Raw genomic sequence first — 15,518 nt, forward strand, 5'->3', positions numbered from 1 at the left:
CCGATCACTGATGTTTCGGGCATTCCGGGCGTCGAGTGGCTGGCGCTGGACGGGACCGGCTGGGTACCTTGACTGCGCTCCATCGGGCCGAGTCGGCCCGTGCTTACGAAGGGGAAGCAACACGTGAAGAGAATGCTCACCAGTGCCGCCGTCCTGGCGACGACCACCGCGGCGCTGTTCGCAGGGCATATCGCCCCGGCCCAGGCACAGTCGGGGAACTACTACGGCGCCATCGCCGCCAACGTACGCGCGGGCGTCTACGGCTACGCGCAGGACTACGGCAGCTACGGCGAGGCCCGGCAGGGCGCGCTGGACGCGTGCATCCGGGGTGGGGGCGGCGGCGGGTGCGCCGTGAAGGTGTCCTACCGCAACGGCTGTGGCGCGATCTCGATCTCGCGCGGCTGGTGGGGATTCGGCGCCGCGTCGACCGTCGGTGGCGCCAAGCAGGAGGCGCTCAACGCCAATCCGGGCAATGCCTGGATCAAGCACTGGAACTGCACCAGCAACCACTCGCTCTGACCGACGACGACCAGCCGGGCCCCGCGCCCGGCGCCGACAGACTTAGGGATATCCGTGCGTAACCGTTCCATGAAGACCGCCGTAGCCGTGCTGGCCACCCTCGCCGCCCTCGGCCTCACCGCCTGCAGTTCCTCCGACGACACCGCGAGCGGCGCGGGCGCGACCACCACCGCCGCGGGCGACCAGTTCGAGACCGGCGACACCGCGCCCGGCAAGGAGGAGGGCACCGAGCCCTCGGCCACCACCCCGCCGAACCTGCCCAAGCCCACCGCCGAGGAGCTCAACGCCCGGCTGAACAAGGCGCTGGCCGGTCAGCTGACCAAGGACGAGAAGAAGACCTACATCGAGGACGCCGACCAGGACCCGATGCTGGTCGACAAGTTCGTCGACGCGGCCAAGAAGAACAATGTCACCGTCGCCATCACCACCGTCGGCGAGCCGGCCAACGGCAAGCTGCGCGCCGACGCCGATGTGACCATCGACGGCAGCAAGGTGGAGAACGCCTTCGTCGAGTTCGTCGCCGAGGACGACTCGTGGAAGGTCTCGCACGTGTTCGCCTGCAACATCGTGAAGTCGGCGAAGCTGGACTCCGCGGCCTGCCAGGCCTGATCCGGTCCAGACGAGAACCGCCGGGTGACAGTGTCACCCGGCGGTTCTCGTGTGTCGGAGGCTAGACCCCGATGACCGTCGGCACGATCATCGGACGGCGCCGGTAGGTGTCGGCGACCCAGCGCCCGACCACCCGGCGCACGCCCTGGGCGATGCGATGGGTGTCGGTGATGCCCTCACCGGCCAGGCGCAGCAGCTCGGCCTCGACCAGTTCGACGGCACCCTGCAGCGCGGTCGGGTCGTCGGAGAAGCCGCGCCCGTTGAGCTCGGTGCTGACCGCCTTGCCGGTGGTCGAGTCGATGACGACGGTGATGGACAGGAAACCGCCCTCACCGAGCACCAGCCGATCCGACAGCGTCGACTCGCCGACGTCACCGACGGACAGGCCGTCGACGTAGACGTGCCCGACCGGCACCCGGCCGACGATGGAGGCGATGCCGTCGACCAGGTCGACCACCACGCCGTCCTCGGCCAGCACCACCCGTTCCTCGGGCACCCCGGTCGCGACCGCCAGCGCGGCGTTGGCGCGCAGGTGGCGCCACTCGCCGTGCACCGGCATGGCGTTGGTCGGGCGCACCGCGTTGTAGAGGTAGAGCAGCTCACCCGCGGAGGCGTGGCCGGAGACGTGCACCTTCGCGTTCTGCTGGGTGATCACCGTGGCACCGAGCCGGGCCAGGCCGTTGACCACGGCGAACACCGAGTTCTCGTTGCCGGGGATCAGCGAGGAGGCCAGCACGATCAGATCGTCGGCGCGGATGTTGATCTGGCGGTGGTCACCGCGGGCCATGCGCGCCAGCGCCGAGAGCGGCTCGCCCTGGGAGCCGGTGGAGATGAGCACCAGGCGGTCACCGGGCAGGTTCGCGGCCTGGTCCAGGTCGACGACCACATTGTCGGGCACGGTCAGGTAGCCCAGATCCTGGGCGATCTGCATGTTGCGCACCATCGAGCGGCCGACGAAGCAGACCTTGCGGTTGTACTTCTGCGCCACGTCGACGACCTGCTGGATGCGGTGCACGTGACTGGCGAACGACGCCACGATCACGCGGTTGCGCGCCTTGCCGATCACATTGTCGAGCACGCCGCCGATCTCGCGCTCGGGGGTGACGAAGCCGGGGACCTCGGCATTGGTGGAGTCGACCAGGAACAGGTCGACGCCCTCGTCGCCCAGACGGGAGAAACCGGCCAGGTCGGTGAGGCGGCCGTCCAGCGGCAGCTGGTCGAGCTTGATGTCACCGGTGTGCAGCACCACGCCCGCGCCGGTGCGGATGGCCACGGCCAGCGCGTCGGGGATGGAGTGGTTGACCGCGAAGTACTCGAGCTCGAACGGGCCGTGCACGGTGGTCTCGCCCTCGGCGACCTCGCGCAGCTTGGGCTGGAGCCGGTGCTCACGGGCCTTGGCCGCGATCAGGGCGAGGGTGAACTTGGCGCCGATCACCGGGATGTCGGAGCGCAGGCGCAGCAGGAACGGCACCGCGCCGATGTGGTCCTCGTGACCGTGGGTGAGCACGATGGCCTCGATGTCGGCCATCCGGTTCTCGATGGGGCCGAAGTCGGGCAGGATCAGGTCGACGCCGGGCTGCTGGTCCTCGGGGAACAGCACGCCGCAGTCGACGATGAGCAGTTTGCCGCCGTACTCGAAAACCGTCATGTTACGGCCGATTTCGCCGATGCCGCCGAGGGCGAACAGGCGCAGGCCGTTCTTGGGCAGCTTCGGCGGCGGGCCGAGACGGTCCTGGGGTGCCTTGGCGCGCGGCTCGGCGGGGGCGTCCCCACGGCCGCGACCGCCCTGCCTGCCGCGACCGCCACCGCGGCGGTTCTGCTGCGGCGCGGCCTGTTCGGCGGGCTTGTTCTTGGCGCGACGCGGGGCCTTCTTGGCCGCGGGGCGTTCTTCGGCGGAGCCGAGCAGATCGGTGCCGACCTCGGCCGCACCGGCCAGATCGGCGGCCGCGGCGATCTCGGCGACGGGCTCGGCGGGCGCGGGGGCCTGCGGGGCGGCGACCGGCTGGGCGGCCGCGGGCGCGGCGGATTCGGCGGGCGCGGCGGGCTCCGCGGCGGCGGGAGCGACGGGCTCGGTGCGCACCGGGGTGGGCTCGGGGGCACCCGCGGCGCGGGAGGCCGAACGGCGACGGGGCTTGCGGGCGGTGGGTTCGCTCATGCCGACACCCCCGCGGCCTGCAGGTCCAGGGCCAGCTCGTCGAGCTGGGCCGCGGTGGGCATCAACTGCGGCAACCGGGGTTCACCCACGTCGACGCCGAGCAATCGCAGTGCTCCCTTGCACATCGCCACACCTCCCAGGCGGGTCATGGCCGCGAACAGCGGCAGCAGTGTCGCGTTGATCTCGCGGGCCGTGGTCACGTCACCGATCGCGTAGGCCGAGTGGATCGCGCGCAGCTTCTCCGGCACGAGATGGCCGATGACGCTGATGAATCCGGTCGCGCCGACCGAGAGCCACGGCAGGTTCAGGCCGTCGTCACCGGAGTAGAAGGCCAGCCCGGTGGTGGCGATCAGGTCGGCACCGGAGACGAGATCACCCTTGGCGTCCTTGACCGCGACGATATTGGGGTGCTCGGCCAGGTGCCGGATGGTGTCGATGGCGATCGGCACGATCGAGCGGGGTGGAATGTCGTAGAGCGTGATGGGCAGCGAGGTGGCGTCGGCGACCGCGGTGAAGTGCGCGATCAGGCCCTCCTGCGTGGGGCGCGAGTAGTACGGGGTCACCACGAGCAGGCCGTGCGCACCGGCGTTCTCGGCGGCGCGGGCCAGTTCGATCGAATGCGCGGTGTCGTAGGTGCCCGCACCGGCGACCACGGTGGCGCGGTCGCCCACGGCGTCGACCACGGCGCGCAGCAGGTCGGCCTTCTCGGTCTCGGTGGTGGTCGGCGACTCACCGGTGGTCCCCGAGATGATCAGCAGGTCGACGCCGCGATCGACCAGGCGCGCCGCCAGCCCCACACCGGCATCGACGTCGAGCTTGCCCGCGGCGCTGAAGGGGGTCACCATCGCGACACCTACCGTGCCGGACGCGTGCAGCTCCGTTGGCGTCGATTCACCGTTCGTCATGGTCAGAAAGGCTACCCGGTCGCCGCATGAGCCTCGACACCCTAGCGGCCTGCGCGGTGACCGGCGCGGATTTTCCGGCGATTTCGCACCGCCGCGTGTGACAGCACGAACACCCTTGCGTGATGTCATTCATGACGCCACACTGATGTCATGGATTTGAACGCGCATACCGCGCGGCTGCGCGAGGAACTGATCGCCGCGGCCGCCCTCGGAGACGAGAAAACGCAGGCCACCGCCGCCGCACTGGCCGCGGCGGTGGAGAGCTCGAGCCGGCTGGTGCTGCTGTCGGCGCTGGCGGAACTGGCCGCCGAGATCAGCACCGAGCTCGGCGACCGCACCGTGCACGTGCGGCTCGACGGCACCGACGCGGTGGCCGACGTGCGCAAGAACACGCCGTCGGATTCCGGGGAGGCGCCGAGTTTCGAGGAGATGACCGGCGATATCAGCCGGGTCACCCTGCGGCTGGTCGAACAGCTCAAGGCCCGCGCCGAGGAGGCGGCCCAGCAGAACGGGCAGTCGCTGAACTCGTGGCTCTCGGGCGCGGTCAGCGGGGCACTGCGCGATCAGATGCGGGGGCAGGGCCCGAAGGGCTGGTGACCCGTCTTCACAACAGCGGCGCCAGATCGCCCCGCTCGCCGATGACGACGTCGTCGAGTTCGAGCCAGTCGGCCATCTCGCGCAGCGCGCCCCGCAGCGCGTGGGCGGTCTCGGGCGTGGCGTGGCCGGGCTCGGCGAAGGCGGCCGGGGCGAGCAGGCGCCCGGAGGCGCGCTCGGCCCGCAGGTCGACCCGGCCGACGAGCTGCCCGTCGAGCAGGAACGGGAAGACGTAGTAGCCGTGCACCCGTTTCGGTTCGGGGGTGTAGATCTCGATCCGGTAGTGGAAATCGAACAGGCGCTGGGTGCGCGGGCGGAAGAAGATCAGCGGATCGAACGGGCACAGCAGGGCGGCCCCGGCGACGCGGCGCGGGGTGCTCGCCTCGGGATGCAGGTAGGCGGGCGCGTCCCAGCCGTCGACGGCGACGGGGACCAATTCGCCCGCGTCGACCAGCGCGGCGATCGCCGGGGTGCTCTGCCGTTTGGTGAGGCGGTAGTAGTCGCGCAGGTCGGCTTCGGTGGCGATGCCCAGGGCGCGGCTCGCCCGGCGGATCAGCTCGCGGACCGCTTCGTCCTCGGGGACCTCCCTGGCGCGCACGTCGGCGGGGACGACGCGTTCGGTGAGGTCGTAGTGCCGGGTGAAGCCCACCCGCGTGCCGGTGGACAGTTCCCCGGCCGCGAAGAGCTGCTCGCAGATGAGTTTGGTGTCGCTGAGATTCCACCAGGTGCCCTTGGGACGCGGCTTGTCCAGCTCCAGGTGTTTCTCGATCTCGCCCGCGCTGGCCGCGCCCACCTCGGTGACGACATCGAGGATGTCCTTGCCGAGGGTCGGATTGCGTTCGGCCGCCTTGCGCATGCCCGCCCAGCGGCCCAGCCGGTACTCGGCCATCCGCCAGCGCATGAGCGGCCAGTCGCTCACCGGGATCAGCGCGGCCTCGTGCGCCCAGTACTCGACCAGGCCGCGGCGGGCGCGCGGGCTGTCGCTCCAGGCGGCACGTTCGAGCAGGCTCCGGTCGTAGGGGCCGATCCGGCTGAATACCGGGGCGTAGTGCGCGCGGACCACCGCCGACACCGAATCCAGTTGCAGCAGACGCGTTCTGGCGACCACGTCGAGCACCGCGCGCCGGTTGGGGTTGGCCGGTCGCCGTTTACCGAAGCCCTGCGCGGCCAGCGCCGTCCGCCGGGCCGTGGCCGCATTCATCCGCTGCATCCCCTCAGCCTGACAGAGGGGTCCGACAGATTTGCGGCTCAGTCGCGGACCTGGATCGCGCCCGCGGTGTCGATCTCGATGCGCCGGTCGCCGTGCGGATCGGCCGCCAGCACGGTGGCCACCCAGCGCCGCCCGACCGGCAGCACCCGCACGGTGACGGTGCCCGCCGCCGCGGCGTCCAGCGCGCCGACCGCGGCGTCGATCACCTTGCCGCGCACCCATTCCGGGACGCCGCGGAAGCCGCCGTCGTCGAGCAGGGTCACCTCGACTCCACGCCCGCGGGCCTCGCGCGCGGCGGTGCTGAGCCGCTCGGCCACCAGTTCGGGCGCGCGCAACCCGTCGCGCAGTTCCGCCTCGAGCAACCGGCACTGTTCGCGTTCGGCGGCGGTGAGCTGGGCGCCCTCGGCGATGCGCGCCAGCATCGGCCGGGCCACCTGGTCGAGGCGGGTCAGCTGCCGGTCGCGTTCGGCGGTGGCCGCGCCCAGCGCCGCCTCGGTGGCGGCCCGCCGATTGGCCTGGCCGCGCAGTTCGCGCAGCGAGCGCTGGGAGGGGCGCACGATCGCCATGAACACCGTCACCGCGCCGACGGTGGCGACCGGGGTCAGCGCGCGGATCACGGTCTCGGGATGCCAGTCGGTGAACACGCCCAGGGTCACCAGCACCGTCGCCGCGGCCGCCACCCCCACCCAGGCCGCCCCGATACGCCCGCGCAACACCAGCATGGCCAGCAGGTAGGAGGTGGGATAGGCGGTCCAGAGCTGGTGGGAGAAGCCGGTCGGGTTCTCGATCCACGGCACGGTCACCGCCATCGCGACCGGGCCCGCGCAGGCCACGAAGGCGGTGGCGGGCCAGGGCAGCGGGTCCACCGGGAAGACCAGCACCACCAGCGCGGCCACCGCCATCAGCACCAGCGCCACGCCCGCCATCAGCGGCGGCACGAAATCGAAGTTGACGCGCAGGTACAGCACGATGGTGGCCTCGAAGATGACCACGAACAGCCAGGCCATCCCGTCGCTGAGCCCGAACAGGTCCCGCATGCCGAAGGGCAGGTCACGCTCGACCATGCGCACCCCACACCAGCGTCACCACGGTGCCCTTGCCGGGCGCCGATTCCACGAAAGCCGTTCCGCCCGGCAGTGATTGCATGCGGCCCAGGATGCTGCCCGCGACGCCCATCCGGTCGGCCGGGACCCGCGCCGGGTCGAAGCCCGCGCCGTCGTCGGACAGCACCGCCCGCACGGCGCCGGTGGCGATGGTGATCGAGACGCCGCGGCGCACCCGGCGCGCGGGCATGTCGGCGTGGCGCAGGCTGTTGCGCACGGCCTCGGTGAGCGCGGCGCCGAGCACCTGCGCCGCCTCCATCGGCAGGCTCAGGTCCGCTCCGCGCCGGGTGGTGACCTGGACCGGGATGTCGGGGTTCGCGTCGCGCACGGCATCGCGCAGGAAGGCCACGGCCGCGGCGGCGTCGAGGTGCACGGTCTCGGTCGCGCAGCGCGCCTGCTCGAGTTGTTCGAGCGTCCTGGCGGCCTGGCTGCGCAGCACCGGCGAGGACCGCTCGGTCCGGGAGGCCTCCAGCAGGGTGGACAGCACCGCGTCGTGGATGAGGGCGGCGAAGCGGGCACTCTCCCGGTCGCGCGCGGCGGTCGCGGCGACCGTCGCCGCCCTGGTGCGCTGCCGGACCGCCTCCTGGTCGACCCGTTCGGCGGCCGTGCGCGCGTAGACCACGCACCACAGGAACAGCGCCGCGACCCCGAGCGCCCGGGTGACGTCACCCAGCAGCGCCCACACCGAACTGCCCGGCACCACGAACACGTTCGACACGCTGGTCGCCACGGCGAGCATCCCGGCGTAGCCCGCGGCCACCCGCAGCGGCCAGGCCAGCCCGGCCGCCATCACGCCGAGCACCAGCCCCCGATAGGGCCAGGACGCGAACGAGCCGATGTGCACCACCGAATAGACGAACGGCGTGAGCAGGGTGGCGGTGAAATAGCAGATCGCGGCCGCGCCGGCGACCCGCCGGATCAGTCCGGCCGGGCCGCGCGCGGAGACGATCGCCAGCGGCGCGAACAGCGCGTAGGCGGCCACCAGGTGCACCTCCGGCCACACCGACCGGTTGACCGGCTGCACCAGCACCGCGGGCAGCTCGAGCACCATCACCATGGTGGCCCCGATGCCGACCACCAGGCCCAGCCTGCGGCGGATCTGCTCGGTCGCGGCGCGTTCCAGCTCGATGTCGGGACCTGCCACCGCGCGGACCGCGGTGGCGATCACGTGCGCTGCTGCCGTTCCGGCACCGGTAACCAGCCGTCTTCGACGGCGCGTTTGTACAGGTCGGTCTTGGTCGGTGCCGGGCGGCCCGCGTCGGCGTACTTCTGCCGGATCCGGCCGAGGTAGTCGTTGACGGTCTGCTCGGACAGCCCGGTCAGCCGGGCGACCCGCGACGCCTTCTCCCCCGAGGCGTAGAGCATGAGCACTTCCTCCTGACGGGGGCTGAGCCCCACGTCGGACAGTTGCGGGTCACCGTCGATGGCCGCGGCCCAGTCGGTGGTGACCACCTGCTCGCCCGAGGCCGCCCGGCGCACCGCCTCGACCACGGTCGCCACGCTCTCGGACTTGCGCAGCACCCCGAGCACCCCGGCCTTGGCGGCCGAACGGACCAGGAAGGCGTTGTCGGCGCCGGTGAACACCAGCACCTCGATGCCGTGTTCGCGCAGCGCGTTCACATTGTCCTCGGGTGTGGAACCGTCGGGCAGGCGCAGATCCAGCACCACCAGGTCCAGGTCGGCGTCGACGGCGAGCAGTCCGGCCACGGTCTGCGAGGTCGCGACCAGGTCCAGGTCGGGCTCGGGCCCGAGCATGGCCGCCAGGCCGATCGCCACCGACTCGTGGTCCTCCACCAACCCGATCCGCCGGACCGCCGGATTCTCGCTCACCGACCACTCCCCATCCTCGAACACCCACCGCGGCCAGCCCGCAACACGTCGGTGTCGAGTTCTACCGCATCCGCGCCCGGCTTGTCAGCCCACCAGAATTCGGGGCGCGGTCAGGCCATCAGGCTCGCGGCCAGGGTGGCCCCGAGTTCCCAGCAGCGTTCCAGATCGGCCTTGGCGGGCGGGCCCGACACCACGACCGGCGCCGCGCCCCGGTTCCAGCCCAGCCCGGTGGTGATCCGGTCGACGGCGCCCTCGGCACCCTCGGTGCCCTCGTTGCCGTGCAGGTAGAGGCCGTAGGGCCGCCCGCGGGTGGAGTCCAGGCACGGGTAGTAGATGGTGTCGAAGGCGTGTTTGAGGGCGCCGCTCATGTAGCCGAGGTTGGCGGGGGTGCCCAGCAGGTAGCCGTCGGCGTCGAGGACGTCGACGGCGGTGACGGCCAGGGCGGCCCGGCGCACCACCTCCACGCCCTCGATCTCCGGGTCGCTCGCCCCGGCCAGGACGGCTTCGAACATCGCCTGGGTGTGCGGCGAGGGGGTGTGGTGGATGATCAGCAACCGGGCCATGGCTCGCTACTCTCCGCTGTCGCGTTCCAGCTTCTCCAGGGCGACCGCGCGGCGCATGGTCTCGCGGGCGCGGGTGCGGTCACCGGCGTAGTCGTAGGCGCGGGCCAGCCGGTAGGAGGAGCGCCAGTTGTCCGGGTCGGCCTCCCATTCGGCCTTGATCTCGGCGAACAGCGCGTCGGCGGCGGGGCGTTCGATCCGGCCGGACGGGCGCCGCGGCAGCTGCGAGGTGTCCACCTCGCGGCCCTCCTCGTGGATGCGCTTGGCCAGGCGCTGGTGGGCGAAGGCCGCCTGCAGCGTGGCCCACAGGATCCAGGCGCCGACGATCGGCAGCAGCAGCATCGCGACACCGAGCGCGATGCCCGCGGGTTTGCCGTCGGCGATGAAGGCCACCGCCAGACCGCCGAGACGGACGAAGTAGAAGATCACCGCCAGGACCAGCAGGGCCACCAGGGTGACGATCCGGTAGACCTGCCGGTCGGGTCGCGCCGCCGCGGCGTTCACAGATCCAGGAACGGGTCGAGCCCGACCGTCAGCCCGGGTCGTCCGCCGATCTCGCGTACGCCGAGCAGCACGCCGGGAGCGAAGGAGTTGCGGTCGATGGAGTCGTGCCGGATGGTCAGCGTCTCGCCCTGGGTACCGAAGAGCACCTCCTGGTGCGCGACCAGTCCGGCCAGGCGCACCGAGTGCACCCGCACCCCGTCGACGTCGGCGCCGCGGGCACCCTCGAGTTCGGTGGTGGTGGCGTCGGGGCTGATCCCGACCCCGGCCTGCTCCCTGGCCGCGGCGATGAGCGCGGCGGTGCGGTAGGCGGTGCCGGAGGGGGCATCGAGCTTGTTCGGGTGGTGCAGCTCGATGACCTCGACCGAGTCGAAGAAGCGCGCCGCCTGCTCGGCGAAGCGCATCGACAGCACCGCGCCGATGGCGAAGTTCGGGGCGATCAGCACGCCGACCTCGGGGCGCTGCGCCAGCCAGGACCGCACCTCGGCCAGGCGGCCCTCGTCGAACCCGGTGGTGCCGACGACGGCGTGGATGCCGTTCTCGACCAGGAACTTCAGGTTGCCCATCACCACGTCGGGGTTGGTGAAGTCGACCACGACCTGGGTGCCGGTCTCGGTGAACTTCTCCAGCGCGTCGTCTTTGTCGACCCGCGCCACCAGCTCCAGATCGTCCGCGGCGTCCACCGCGGCGCAGATCGCCTGCCCGACCTTGCCGTGTGCACCGAGCACTCCGACCCGAATGGTCACCGGTATCTCCTCGTCGTCTCGCGTCGTCGTCGCTGTCAGCCTATCGAGCAGCGGCGCGGGCGTGGGCGCGAGGTCAGCCGAAGACGATCACCTGGCGCAGCGCGGCACCGGCAGCCAGTTCGTCCATGGCCTCGTTGACCTGATCGAGGCCGATGCGCGCGGAGACGAGCCGGTCCAGCGGCAGCGTGCCCGCCCGCCAGCGCCGCACGTATTCGGGGATGTCGCGGTCGGGGACGGCCGAGCCCAGGTAGCTGCCGATGATGGTGCGGCCCTGGGCGACCAGGGTGAGCGGCGAGATCGTCGCGGTGGCATCCGGGGCGGGCAGGCCGACCGTCACGGTGACGCCACCGGGCGCGGTGGCGGCGACGGCGGTTTCGAAGGCACGGACATTGCCCGCGGCCTCGATCACCACGTCGGCGGTGACCCCGGCCAGCTCCCCGGGCGGGTAGACCGCGGTGGCACCGAATTCGGTGGCCAGCGCCAGCTTCTCGGGCACGGTGTCGACGGCGATCACCTCACCGAGGCCGAGGGAGACCGCCACCAGCACCGCCGCCATGCCGACTCCGCCGAGCCCGACCACCATGATCGAGTCGCCCGCACCGGGTTTCGCGGCATTGAGCAGGGCGCCGCCGCCGGTGAGCACCGCACAGCCCAGCACCGCGGCCACCTCGGGCGGCACGTCCGCGTCGACGGGGACCACCGAGCGGCGGTCGACCACGGCGTGCGTGGCGAAACCCGAAACCCCCAGGTGGTGATGGACTTCCGCGCCGTCGCGGCGCAGGCGGCGACCGCCCCCGAGCAGTTCCCCGGCATTGTTGGCGACGCTGCCGGGCCCGCACGGGGTGCGGCCGTTGCTCGCGCAGCCCGCGCACTCGCCGCAGCGGGGCAGGAACGTCATCACCACGCGCTGCCCCGGCGCCACATCGTCGACGCCGGAGCCGAGCGATTCGACGATGCCGGCCGCCTCGTGCCCGAGCAGCATGGGCACCGGCCGCACCCGGTTGCCGTCGACCACCGACAGGTCCGAATGACACAGACCCGCCGCCTCGATGCGCACCAGCAGTTCGCCGGGGCCCGGTGCGGCCAGGTCGAGTTCGCAGACGGTGATCGGCCGCGACTCGGCGAACGGCGCCGGATCGGCGATGCGTTCCAGGACGGCTCCACGAATCCTCATGGCGCGAACCTACCGCCGATCGGCCGTTGCACGGGCAGAGATCGGCCGCTAACCTCGATCGCGGTGATGGTGCTCCTGTCGGCCGCCTCGTACCGAGCCCAGGGTCGGTGCCATCACGAATCCAGGAGGAAATCCCCTGTCAGTACAGTTCAATCACACCATTGTCGGATGCAAGGACAATAGGGAGACCGCCGAATTCTGGGCGGACATCCTCGGGTTGGACATCGGAAAAGAGTGGGGCCCGTTCATCGCGCTCCCCCTCGATCACGGCGCCGTCTTCGATTTCGCGAAGGTGCCGCCCCACGTGTCCGAGATCCAGCCACAGCATTACGCATTCCTGATCTCCGAGGCCGAGTTCGACGCGGCCTATGCCAAGATCCAGCGCTACAAACTGGATCACTGGGCCGACCCGCAGCAGCACGGGGTCGACGAGATCAATCACAACGACGGTGGCCGCGGGGTCTACTTCCTCGACCCCAACGGCCACTTCCTGGAGCTGATCACCGTCCCGTACGGTGGCTGGCCGCTGGAGTAGTCAGGCGTTCCGGCCGGTCCCCGGGCCGGCCGGAATCCGCTGTGCCGCCGCGCGATTGCCGCGGATGCCGAGCAGCGCGGCCAGCACGCAGGCCACCGCGACGGTGGCGATGAACCACGGGAAGACGGTGGCCAGGCCCCAGGTGGTGGCGGCCCAGCCCGCGGCCAGCGTGGGCAGCGCCATCGAAGAGTAGGCCAGCAGGTAATAGGCCGACATGGTCTCGCCCCGGCGATGCGGCGGAACGACTTCGGACAGATGCCGCAGCGACCCGCCGAACCCGAGACCGAAGGTGGCGCCCAGCACCAGCCCGGCGATCACCACGACGACCGGCTGCGCGGTGCCCAGCGCGGGAATGGTGGCCAGCAGCGCGGCGGCCATCCCGAGGTCACCGGCGATGGCGGCGCGCCGGGCCGGGATGCGGGTGGCGAACAGCTGGGCCATCGCGGCGGCGAAGGCGGTACTGGCCACGACGGCACCGCCGAAGACCAGATTGTGCACGCCGGTCTCGGCCGCGGCCAGCGACGGATACAGCGACAGCAGCACACCCAGCACCGACCAGGCGGCCATCACCCCGATGGCGGAGAACCAGAAATCGGCGCGGATCTCGCGCGGCACCGCGGGTTTGGCGATGGTGATGCGGGTGCGCACGCGCGTGGTGTGCGGTTCGCGCAGGGCCAGCATGCCCGCGGCCACCGCCAGGCAGATCACCGCGATCACCACATACGGTGTGCGCAGCGGCGAGGGCGCGTACTGGGCGAGCACCGCGGTACCGAGCACCGCCACCGCCATGCCGACATTGAACGCCACCCCGCTGAGCTGCCCGGATCGCGCGCCGCGTTCGGGCCGCAGGTCCAGCAGCGCGGCGGCACCGGCGACGACCGTTGCCCCGACCGCCGCGCCGTGCAGCGCCCTGGCCACCAGCAGCATGGGCATCGAATCGGCCAGCAGGAACGCGACCAGTCCGAGGATCATCGTGACGAAGGCGCCGACCATCACCGGTTTGCGGCCCACCACATCGGAGATCCGCCCGGAGACCAGCACCGCGCCCAGCGCCGAGATGCCGTACACGGCGAAGACGGTGGTCGTGCTGAGCGGGCTCAGATGCCATTGCGTCTCATAGATGCCGTAGAGCGGTGCGGGCGCGCCGGAGACGCCGAGGGCGACGCCGGTCGCCGCGAGCACCAGCCCGTACGCCCAGCGCTGCCCGGCCTCGACCGGGGCCATCGTTGTCGCTGCCACAGCATCCCCCATCAGCGGAGTTTGATCGTCATCGAACACCGCAGACCCTACGCCGAGTATGATGGTTATCAAACCCCTCAGTGAGGTAGATCATGACCCAGGCGAAAGATCTCCCCCCGGCGCCGACCCTGCCCGTCGCCGGGCTGCCGACCGTGCTCGGCGCGCTGCACGATCCGGTCCGGCTGGAGATGGTCCGCCGCCTGAGCAACGCGGGGACCGCGGTGCGCTGTTCGGCCCTCTACGAGGCGATCAACAAGTCCACCGCGACCCACCACTTCAAGATCCTGCGCGAGGCCGGGCTGATCGAGCGGCTGATCATCGACGGCCAGACCTACCAGCGGCTACGCACCGCCGAGGTCGAGGACGCCGTTCCGGGGCTGCTCCCGGCGATCGTCGAGGCCGCGAACCGCGCCCAGGGGTGAATGCGTCGCGGATGTGCGACGGGTAGGCGCCTCGAACAGTTCCCGTCCGCGCACCTCCCCGTGGACGAGCTCGCCGCCACCCCACAGGACGGCGGCGCCCGCCCCGGTCAGCAGCACGACGACGATCACCGCGATCGGCACGAGCCTGCGGTACTGCCGCCGGTCGCGCCAGACCGCGTACCCGGCTTCGAGTACCAGCGCCCCTGCCACGATCCCGAGCACCGCGACCAGCGCGCCGAAGGCACCCGGTTGCCGCGCCCAGCCGCGGGTGAGCCAGGCGACCAGCACCACGGGCAGTGCCCCGATGCCCAGCACCAGCAGCTGGGTCGTCGCGAAGTCGAAGCCGTCGTCGGGATCGGGATCGTCGGCCCGGGACCGCAGCCACGCGGTGAAGATCAGCAGGTGCCCGCAGGCCGCGCCGAACACCCCGAGCACCAGGACCAGCCCGCCGAGCCGGACGAACCCGGCGATCTCGGAACGCACGGCGACCGCCCCCAGATCGACGAGAAGTCCCGATATCGCGACCGCGACCAGGGCGATGACCACCCGCGGCGTGCGCACCCGGGCCCGCAGATAGCCGGGTGGCAGCTGCCCGCGCAGGGTGCGGAACACCCGCCACCAGGCGTAGGGCACCGCGGCGAACATCAGCGGCGAGAGCACTCGCAGCACCAGGACCGGCGCCCACATCGCCACGGCGGCGTAGCATCCCGCGAAGGCCCAGACCCACGCCGCCAACCGCAGCAGGGCCCGCCAATGCACTTCGGCGAGCAGCCGCCGGGCGCCGCTGTCGGTGGGCGCGTGCGCGAGTACCCCGCGCAGGGTGGCGACGGCGGCGGGCCGGTCGCCGCCGGAGAATTCCGCCTTGGCCTGCATGCGCAGCAGGTCGACATGCGCCGGGTCGATCGCGAGTCCGGCGGCGATGTGCCCTCGCATCGCCTCGGCGTCGCCGAGCCGCTCGGAGATCTCGGCGGCCGAACAGCGCACGGCGGCGTCATCGGGTGCCAGCGCGAGCGCTTCGGTCACCGCCCAGCGGGCCCGGTCCGGGTCCTGGCGCGGGGCGTGCGCGGCCAGCCAGGCCACCAGCAGCAGGGCCGCGGGGTCGTGGGGTTGCAGCCGGATGGCGGTCGCCGCGTGTTCGGCGGCCTGGTCCCAGCGGCCGAGCATCGCGAACGCCATCGCGATCAGGGCGTGCGCGGGGTCCGACTCGGGGTCGGCGCGGAGGGCCTGTCCGGCCAGCCGCACCGCCTCGTCGTAGTCGTCGCCGTCGAAGGCGAGTTCGGCCAGGCCGGCCAGGACCCGGGGATCCTCGGGCGCGGTGAGCACGGCGGTGCCGAGCAACCGCTGGGCCTCCTCGACCCGCCCGATCCGCTTGGCTACCTCGGCGCGTTCGAGCGCCACCTCCACCTGCACGGCTGT

The 15,518-nt window shown here is 71.8% G+C and carries 17 protein-coding genes; 5 read left to right on the forward strand and 12 right to left on the reverse strand.

What is annotated here, in order from left to right; genetic code table 11:
* Positions 1-132: 132 nt before the first annotated feature.
* Positions 133-519 carry a DUF4189 domain-containing protein gene (locus tag ACFC06_RS08455; RefSeq protein ID WP_375929133.1) on the forward strand — a complete coding sequence of 129 codons (387 nt, stop codon included), beginning with the start codon at positions 133-135 and terminating at the stop codon, positions 517-519.
* 54 nt (positions 520-573) lie between these two features.
* On the forward strand, positions 574-1,128 hold the full coding sequence (locus tag ACFC06_RS08460; RefSeq protein ID WP_375929134.1) for a hypothetical protein: 555 nt from the start codon (positions 574-576) through the stop codon (positions 1,126-1,128).
* Between the two features lie 61 nt (positions 1,129-1,189).
* On the opposite strand, the gene ACFC06_RS08465 is transcribed toward ACFC06_RS08460, so the two are convergent.
* Together ACFC06_RS08465 and dapA are read right to left on the reverse strand one after the other, a co-directional pair.
* A complete protein-coding gene (locus ACFC06_RS08465; protein WP_375929135.1) occupies positions 1,190-3,283 on the reverse strand; it encodes a ribonuclease J in 2,094 nt (697 codons plus the stop codon).
* The gene (gene dapA / locus ACFC06_RS08470; RefSeq protein WP_375929136.1) at positions 3,280-4,188 is read right to left on the reverse strand and encodes a 4-hydroxy-tetrahydrodipicolinate synthase; all 909 of its coding nucleotides are present in this window, start codon (positions 4,186-4,188) and stop codon (positions 3,280-3,282) included. The genes ACFC06_RS08465 and dapA overlap by 4 nt, the downstream gene beginning before the upstream one ends.
* A gap of 150 nt (positions 4,189-4,338) precedes the next feature.
* Here dapA and ACFC06_RS08475 point away from each other — a divergent pair, with 150 nt between their 5' ends.
* The gene (locus ACFC06_RS08475) at positions 4,339-4,785 is read left to right on the forward strand and encodes a hypothetical protein (RefSeq protein WP_375929137.1); all 447 of its coding nucleotides are present in this window, start codon (positions 4,339-4,341) and stop codon (positions 4,783-4,785) included.
* Between the two features lie 7 nt (positions 4,786-4,792).
* On the opposite strand, the gene ACFC06_RS08480 is transcribed toward ACFC06_RS08475, so the two are convergent.
* From ACFC06_RS08480 to ACFC06_RS08515, 8 genes are all read right to left on the reverse strand, one after another.
* On the reverse strand, positions 4,793-5,992 hold the full coding sequence (locus tag ACFC06_RS08480; RefSeq protein WP_375929138.1) for a winged helix-turn-helix domain-containing protein: 1,200 nt from the start codon (positions 5,990-5,992) through the stop codon (positions 4,793-4,795).
* 38 nt (positions 5,993-6,030) lie between these two features.
* Positions 6,031-7,056, reverse strand: a complete 1,026-nt coding sequence (locus ACFC06_RS08485) for a hypothetical protein (RefSeq protein ID WP_375929139.1) — start codon at positions 7,054-7,056, stop codon at positions 6,031-6,033.
* Positions 7,043-8,263: a sensor histidine kinase gene (locus ACFC06_RS08490; protein WP_375929140.1), complete on the reverse strand. Its 1,221-nt coding sequence runs from the start codon at positions 8,261-8,263 to the stop codon at positions 7,043-7,045. The genes ACFC06_RS08485 and ACFC06_RS08490 overlap by 14 nt, the downstream gene beginning before the upstream one ends.
* Positions 8,260-8,925: a response regulator gene (locus ACFC06_RS08495; RefSeq protein ID WP_375929141.1), complete on the reverse strand. Its 666-nt coding sequence runs from the start codon at positions 8,923-8,925 to the stop codon at positions 8,260-8,262. The genes ACFC06_RS08490 and ACFC06_RS08495 overlap by 4 nt, the downstream gene beginning before the upstream one ends.
* A 110-nt stretch (positions 8,926-9,035) precedes the next feature.
* Positions 9,036-9,488 carry a flavodoxin family protein gene (locus ACFC06_RS08500; protein ID WP_375929142.1) on the reverse strand — a complete coding sequence of 151 codons (453 nt, stop codon included), beginning with the start codon at positions 9,486-9,488 and terminating at the stop codon, positions 9,036-9,038.
* Positions 9,489-9,494: 6 nt separating this feature from the next.
* Positions 9,495-9,989: a hypothetical protein gene (locus tag ACFC06_RS08505; RefSeq protein WP_375929143.1), complete on the reverse strand. Its 495-nt coding sequence runs from the start codon at positions 9,987-9,989 to the stop codon at positions 9,495-9,497.
* Positions 9,986-10,732 carry a 4-hydroxy-tetrahydrodipicolinate reductase gene (gene dapB / locus ACFC06_RS08510; protein ID WP_375929144.1) on the reverse strand — a complete coding sequence of 249 codons (747 nt, stop codon included), beginning with the start codon at positions 10,730-10,732 and terminating at the stop codon, positions 9,986-9,988. The genes ACFC06_RS08505 and dapB overlap by 4 nt, the downstream gene beginning before the upstream one ends.
* A gap of 73 nt (positions 10,733-10,805) precedes the next feature.
* On the reverse strand, positions 10,806-11,906 hold the full coding sequence (locus ACFC06_RS08515; protein WP_375929145.1) for an alcohol dehydrogenase catalytic domain-containing protein: 1,101 nt from the start codon (positions 11,904-11,906) through the stop codon (positions 10,806-10,808).
* Positions 11,907-12,042: 136 nt separating this feature from the next.
* Between ACFC06_RS08515 and ACFC06_RS08520 the strand changes: the two genes are divergently transcribed.
* Positions 12,043-12,441, forward strand: a complete 399-nt coding sequence (locus ACFC06_RS08520; RefSeq protein WP_375935312.1) for a VOC family protein — start codon at positions 12,043-12,045, stop codon at positions 12,439-12,441.
* On the opposite strand, the gene ACFC06_RS08525 is transcribed toward ACFC06_RS08520, so the two are convergent.
* Entirely contained in the window at positions 12,442-13,692 is a 1,251-nt protein-coding gene (locus ACFC06_RS08525) for an MFS transporter (protein ID WP_375929146.1), read from the reverse strand.
* 80 nt (positions 13,693-13,772) lie between these two features.
* Between ACFC06_RS08525 and ACFC06_RS08530 the strand changes: the two genes are divergently transcribed.
* A complete protein-coding gene (locus ACFC06_RS08530) occupies positions 13,773-14,102 on the forward strand; it encodes an ArsR/SmtB family transcription factor (RefSeq protein WP_375929147.1) in 330 nt (109 codons plus the stop codon).
* On the opposite strand, the gene ACFC06_RS08535 is transcribed toward ACFC06_RS08530, so the two are convergent.
* Entirely contained in the window at positions 14,022-15,512 is a 1,491-nt protein-coding gene (locus ACFC06_RS08535; RefSeq protein ID WP_375929148.1) for a tetratricopeptide repeat protein, read from the reverse strand. The two genes, ACFC06_RS08530 and ACFC06_RS08535, sit on opposite strands and share 81 nt — an antisense overlap.
* Positions 15,513-15,518: the final 6 nt, after the last annotated feature.

The sequence above is a fragment of the Nocardia sp. NPDC056064 genome, from assembly GCF_042266925.1.
Taxonomy (GTDB): domain Bacteria; phylum Actinomycetota; class Actinomycetes; order Mycobacteriales; family Mycobacteriaceae; genus Nocardia.

Bases quoted from the DNA above. Each gene is read 5' to 3' on its own strand.
- ACFC06_RS08455 (WP_375929133.1), top strand. From the start codon at position 133: ATGCTCACCAGTGCCGCCGTCCTGGCGACGACCACCGCGGCGCTGTTC.
- ACFC06_RS08465 (WP_375929135.1), bottom strand. From the start codon at position 3,283: ATGAGCGAACCCACCGCCCGCAAGCCCCGTCGCCGTTCGGCCTCCCGC.
- dapA (WP_375929136.1), bottom strand. From the start codon at position 4,188: ATGACGAACGGTGAATCGACGCCAACGGAGCTGCACGCGTCCGGCACG.
- ACFC06_RS08475 (WP_375929137.1), top strand. From the start codon at position 4,339: ATGGATTTGAACGCGCATACCGCGCGGCTGCGCGAGGAACTGATCGCC.
- ACFC06_RS08480 (WP_375929138.1), bottom strand. From the start codon at position 5,992: ATGCAGCGGATGAATGCGGCCACGGCCCGGCGGACGGCGCTGGCCGCG.
- ACFC06_RS08485 (WP_375929139.1), bottom strand. From the start codon at position 7,056: ATGGTCGAGCGTGACCTGCCCTTCGGCATGCGGGACCTGTTCGGGCTC.
- ACFC06_RS08500 (WP_375929142.1), bottom strand. From the start codon at position 9,488: ATGGCCCGGTTGCTGATCATCCACCACACCCCCTCGCCGCACACCCAG.
- ACFC06_RS08515 (WP_375929145.1), bottom strand. From the start codon at position 11,906: ATGAGGATTCGTGGAGCCGTCCTGGAACGCATCGCCGATCCGGCGCCG.
- ACFC06_RS08525 (WP_375929146.1), bottom strand. From the start codon at position 13,692: ATGGGGGATGCTGTGGCAGCGACAACGATGGCCCCGGTCGAGGCCGGG.
- ACFC06_RS08530 (WP_375929147.1), top strand. From the start codon at position 13,773: ATGACCCAGGCGAAAGATCTCCCCCCGGCGCCGACCCTGCCCGTCGCC.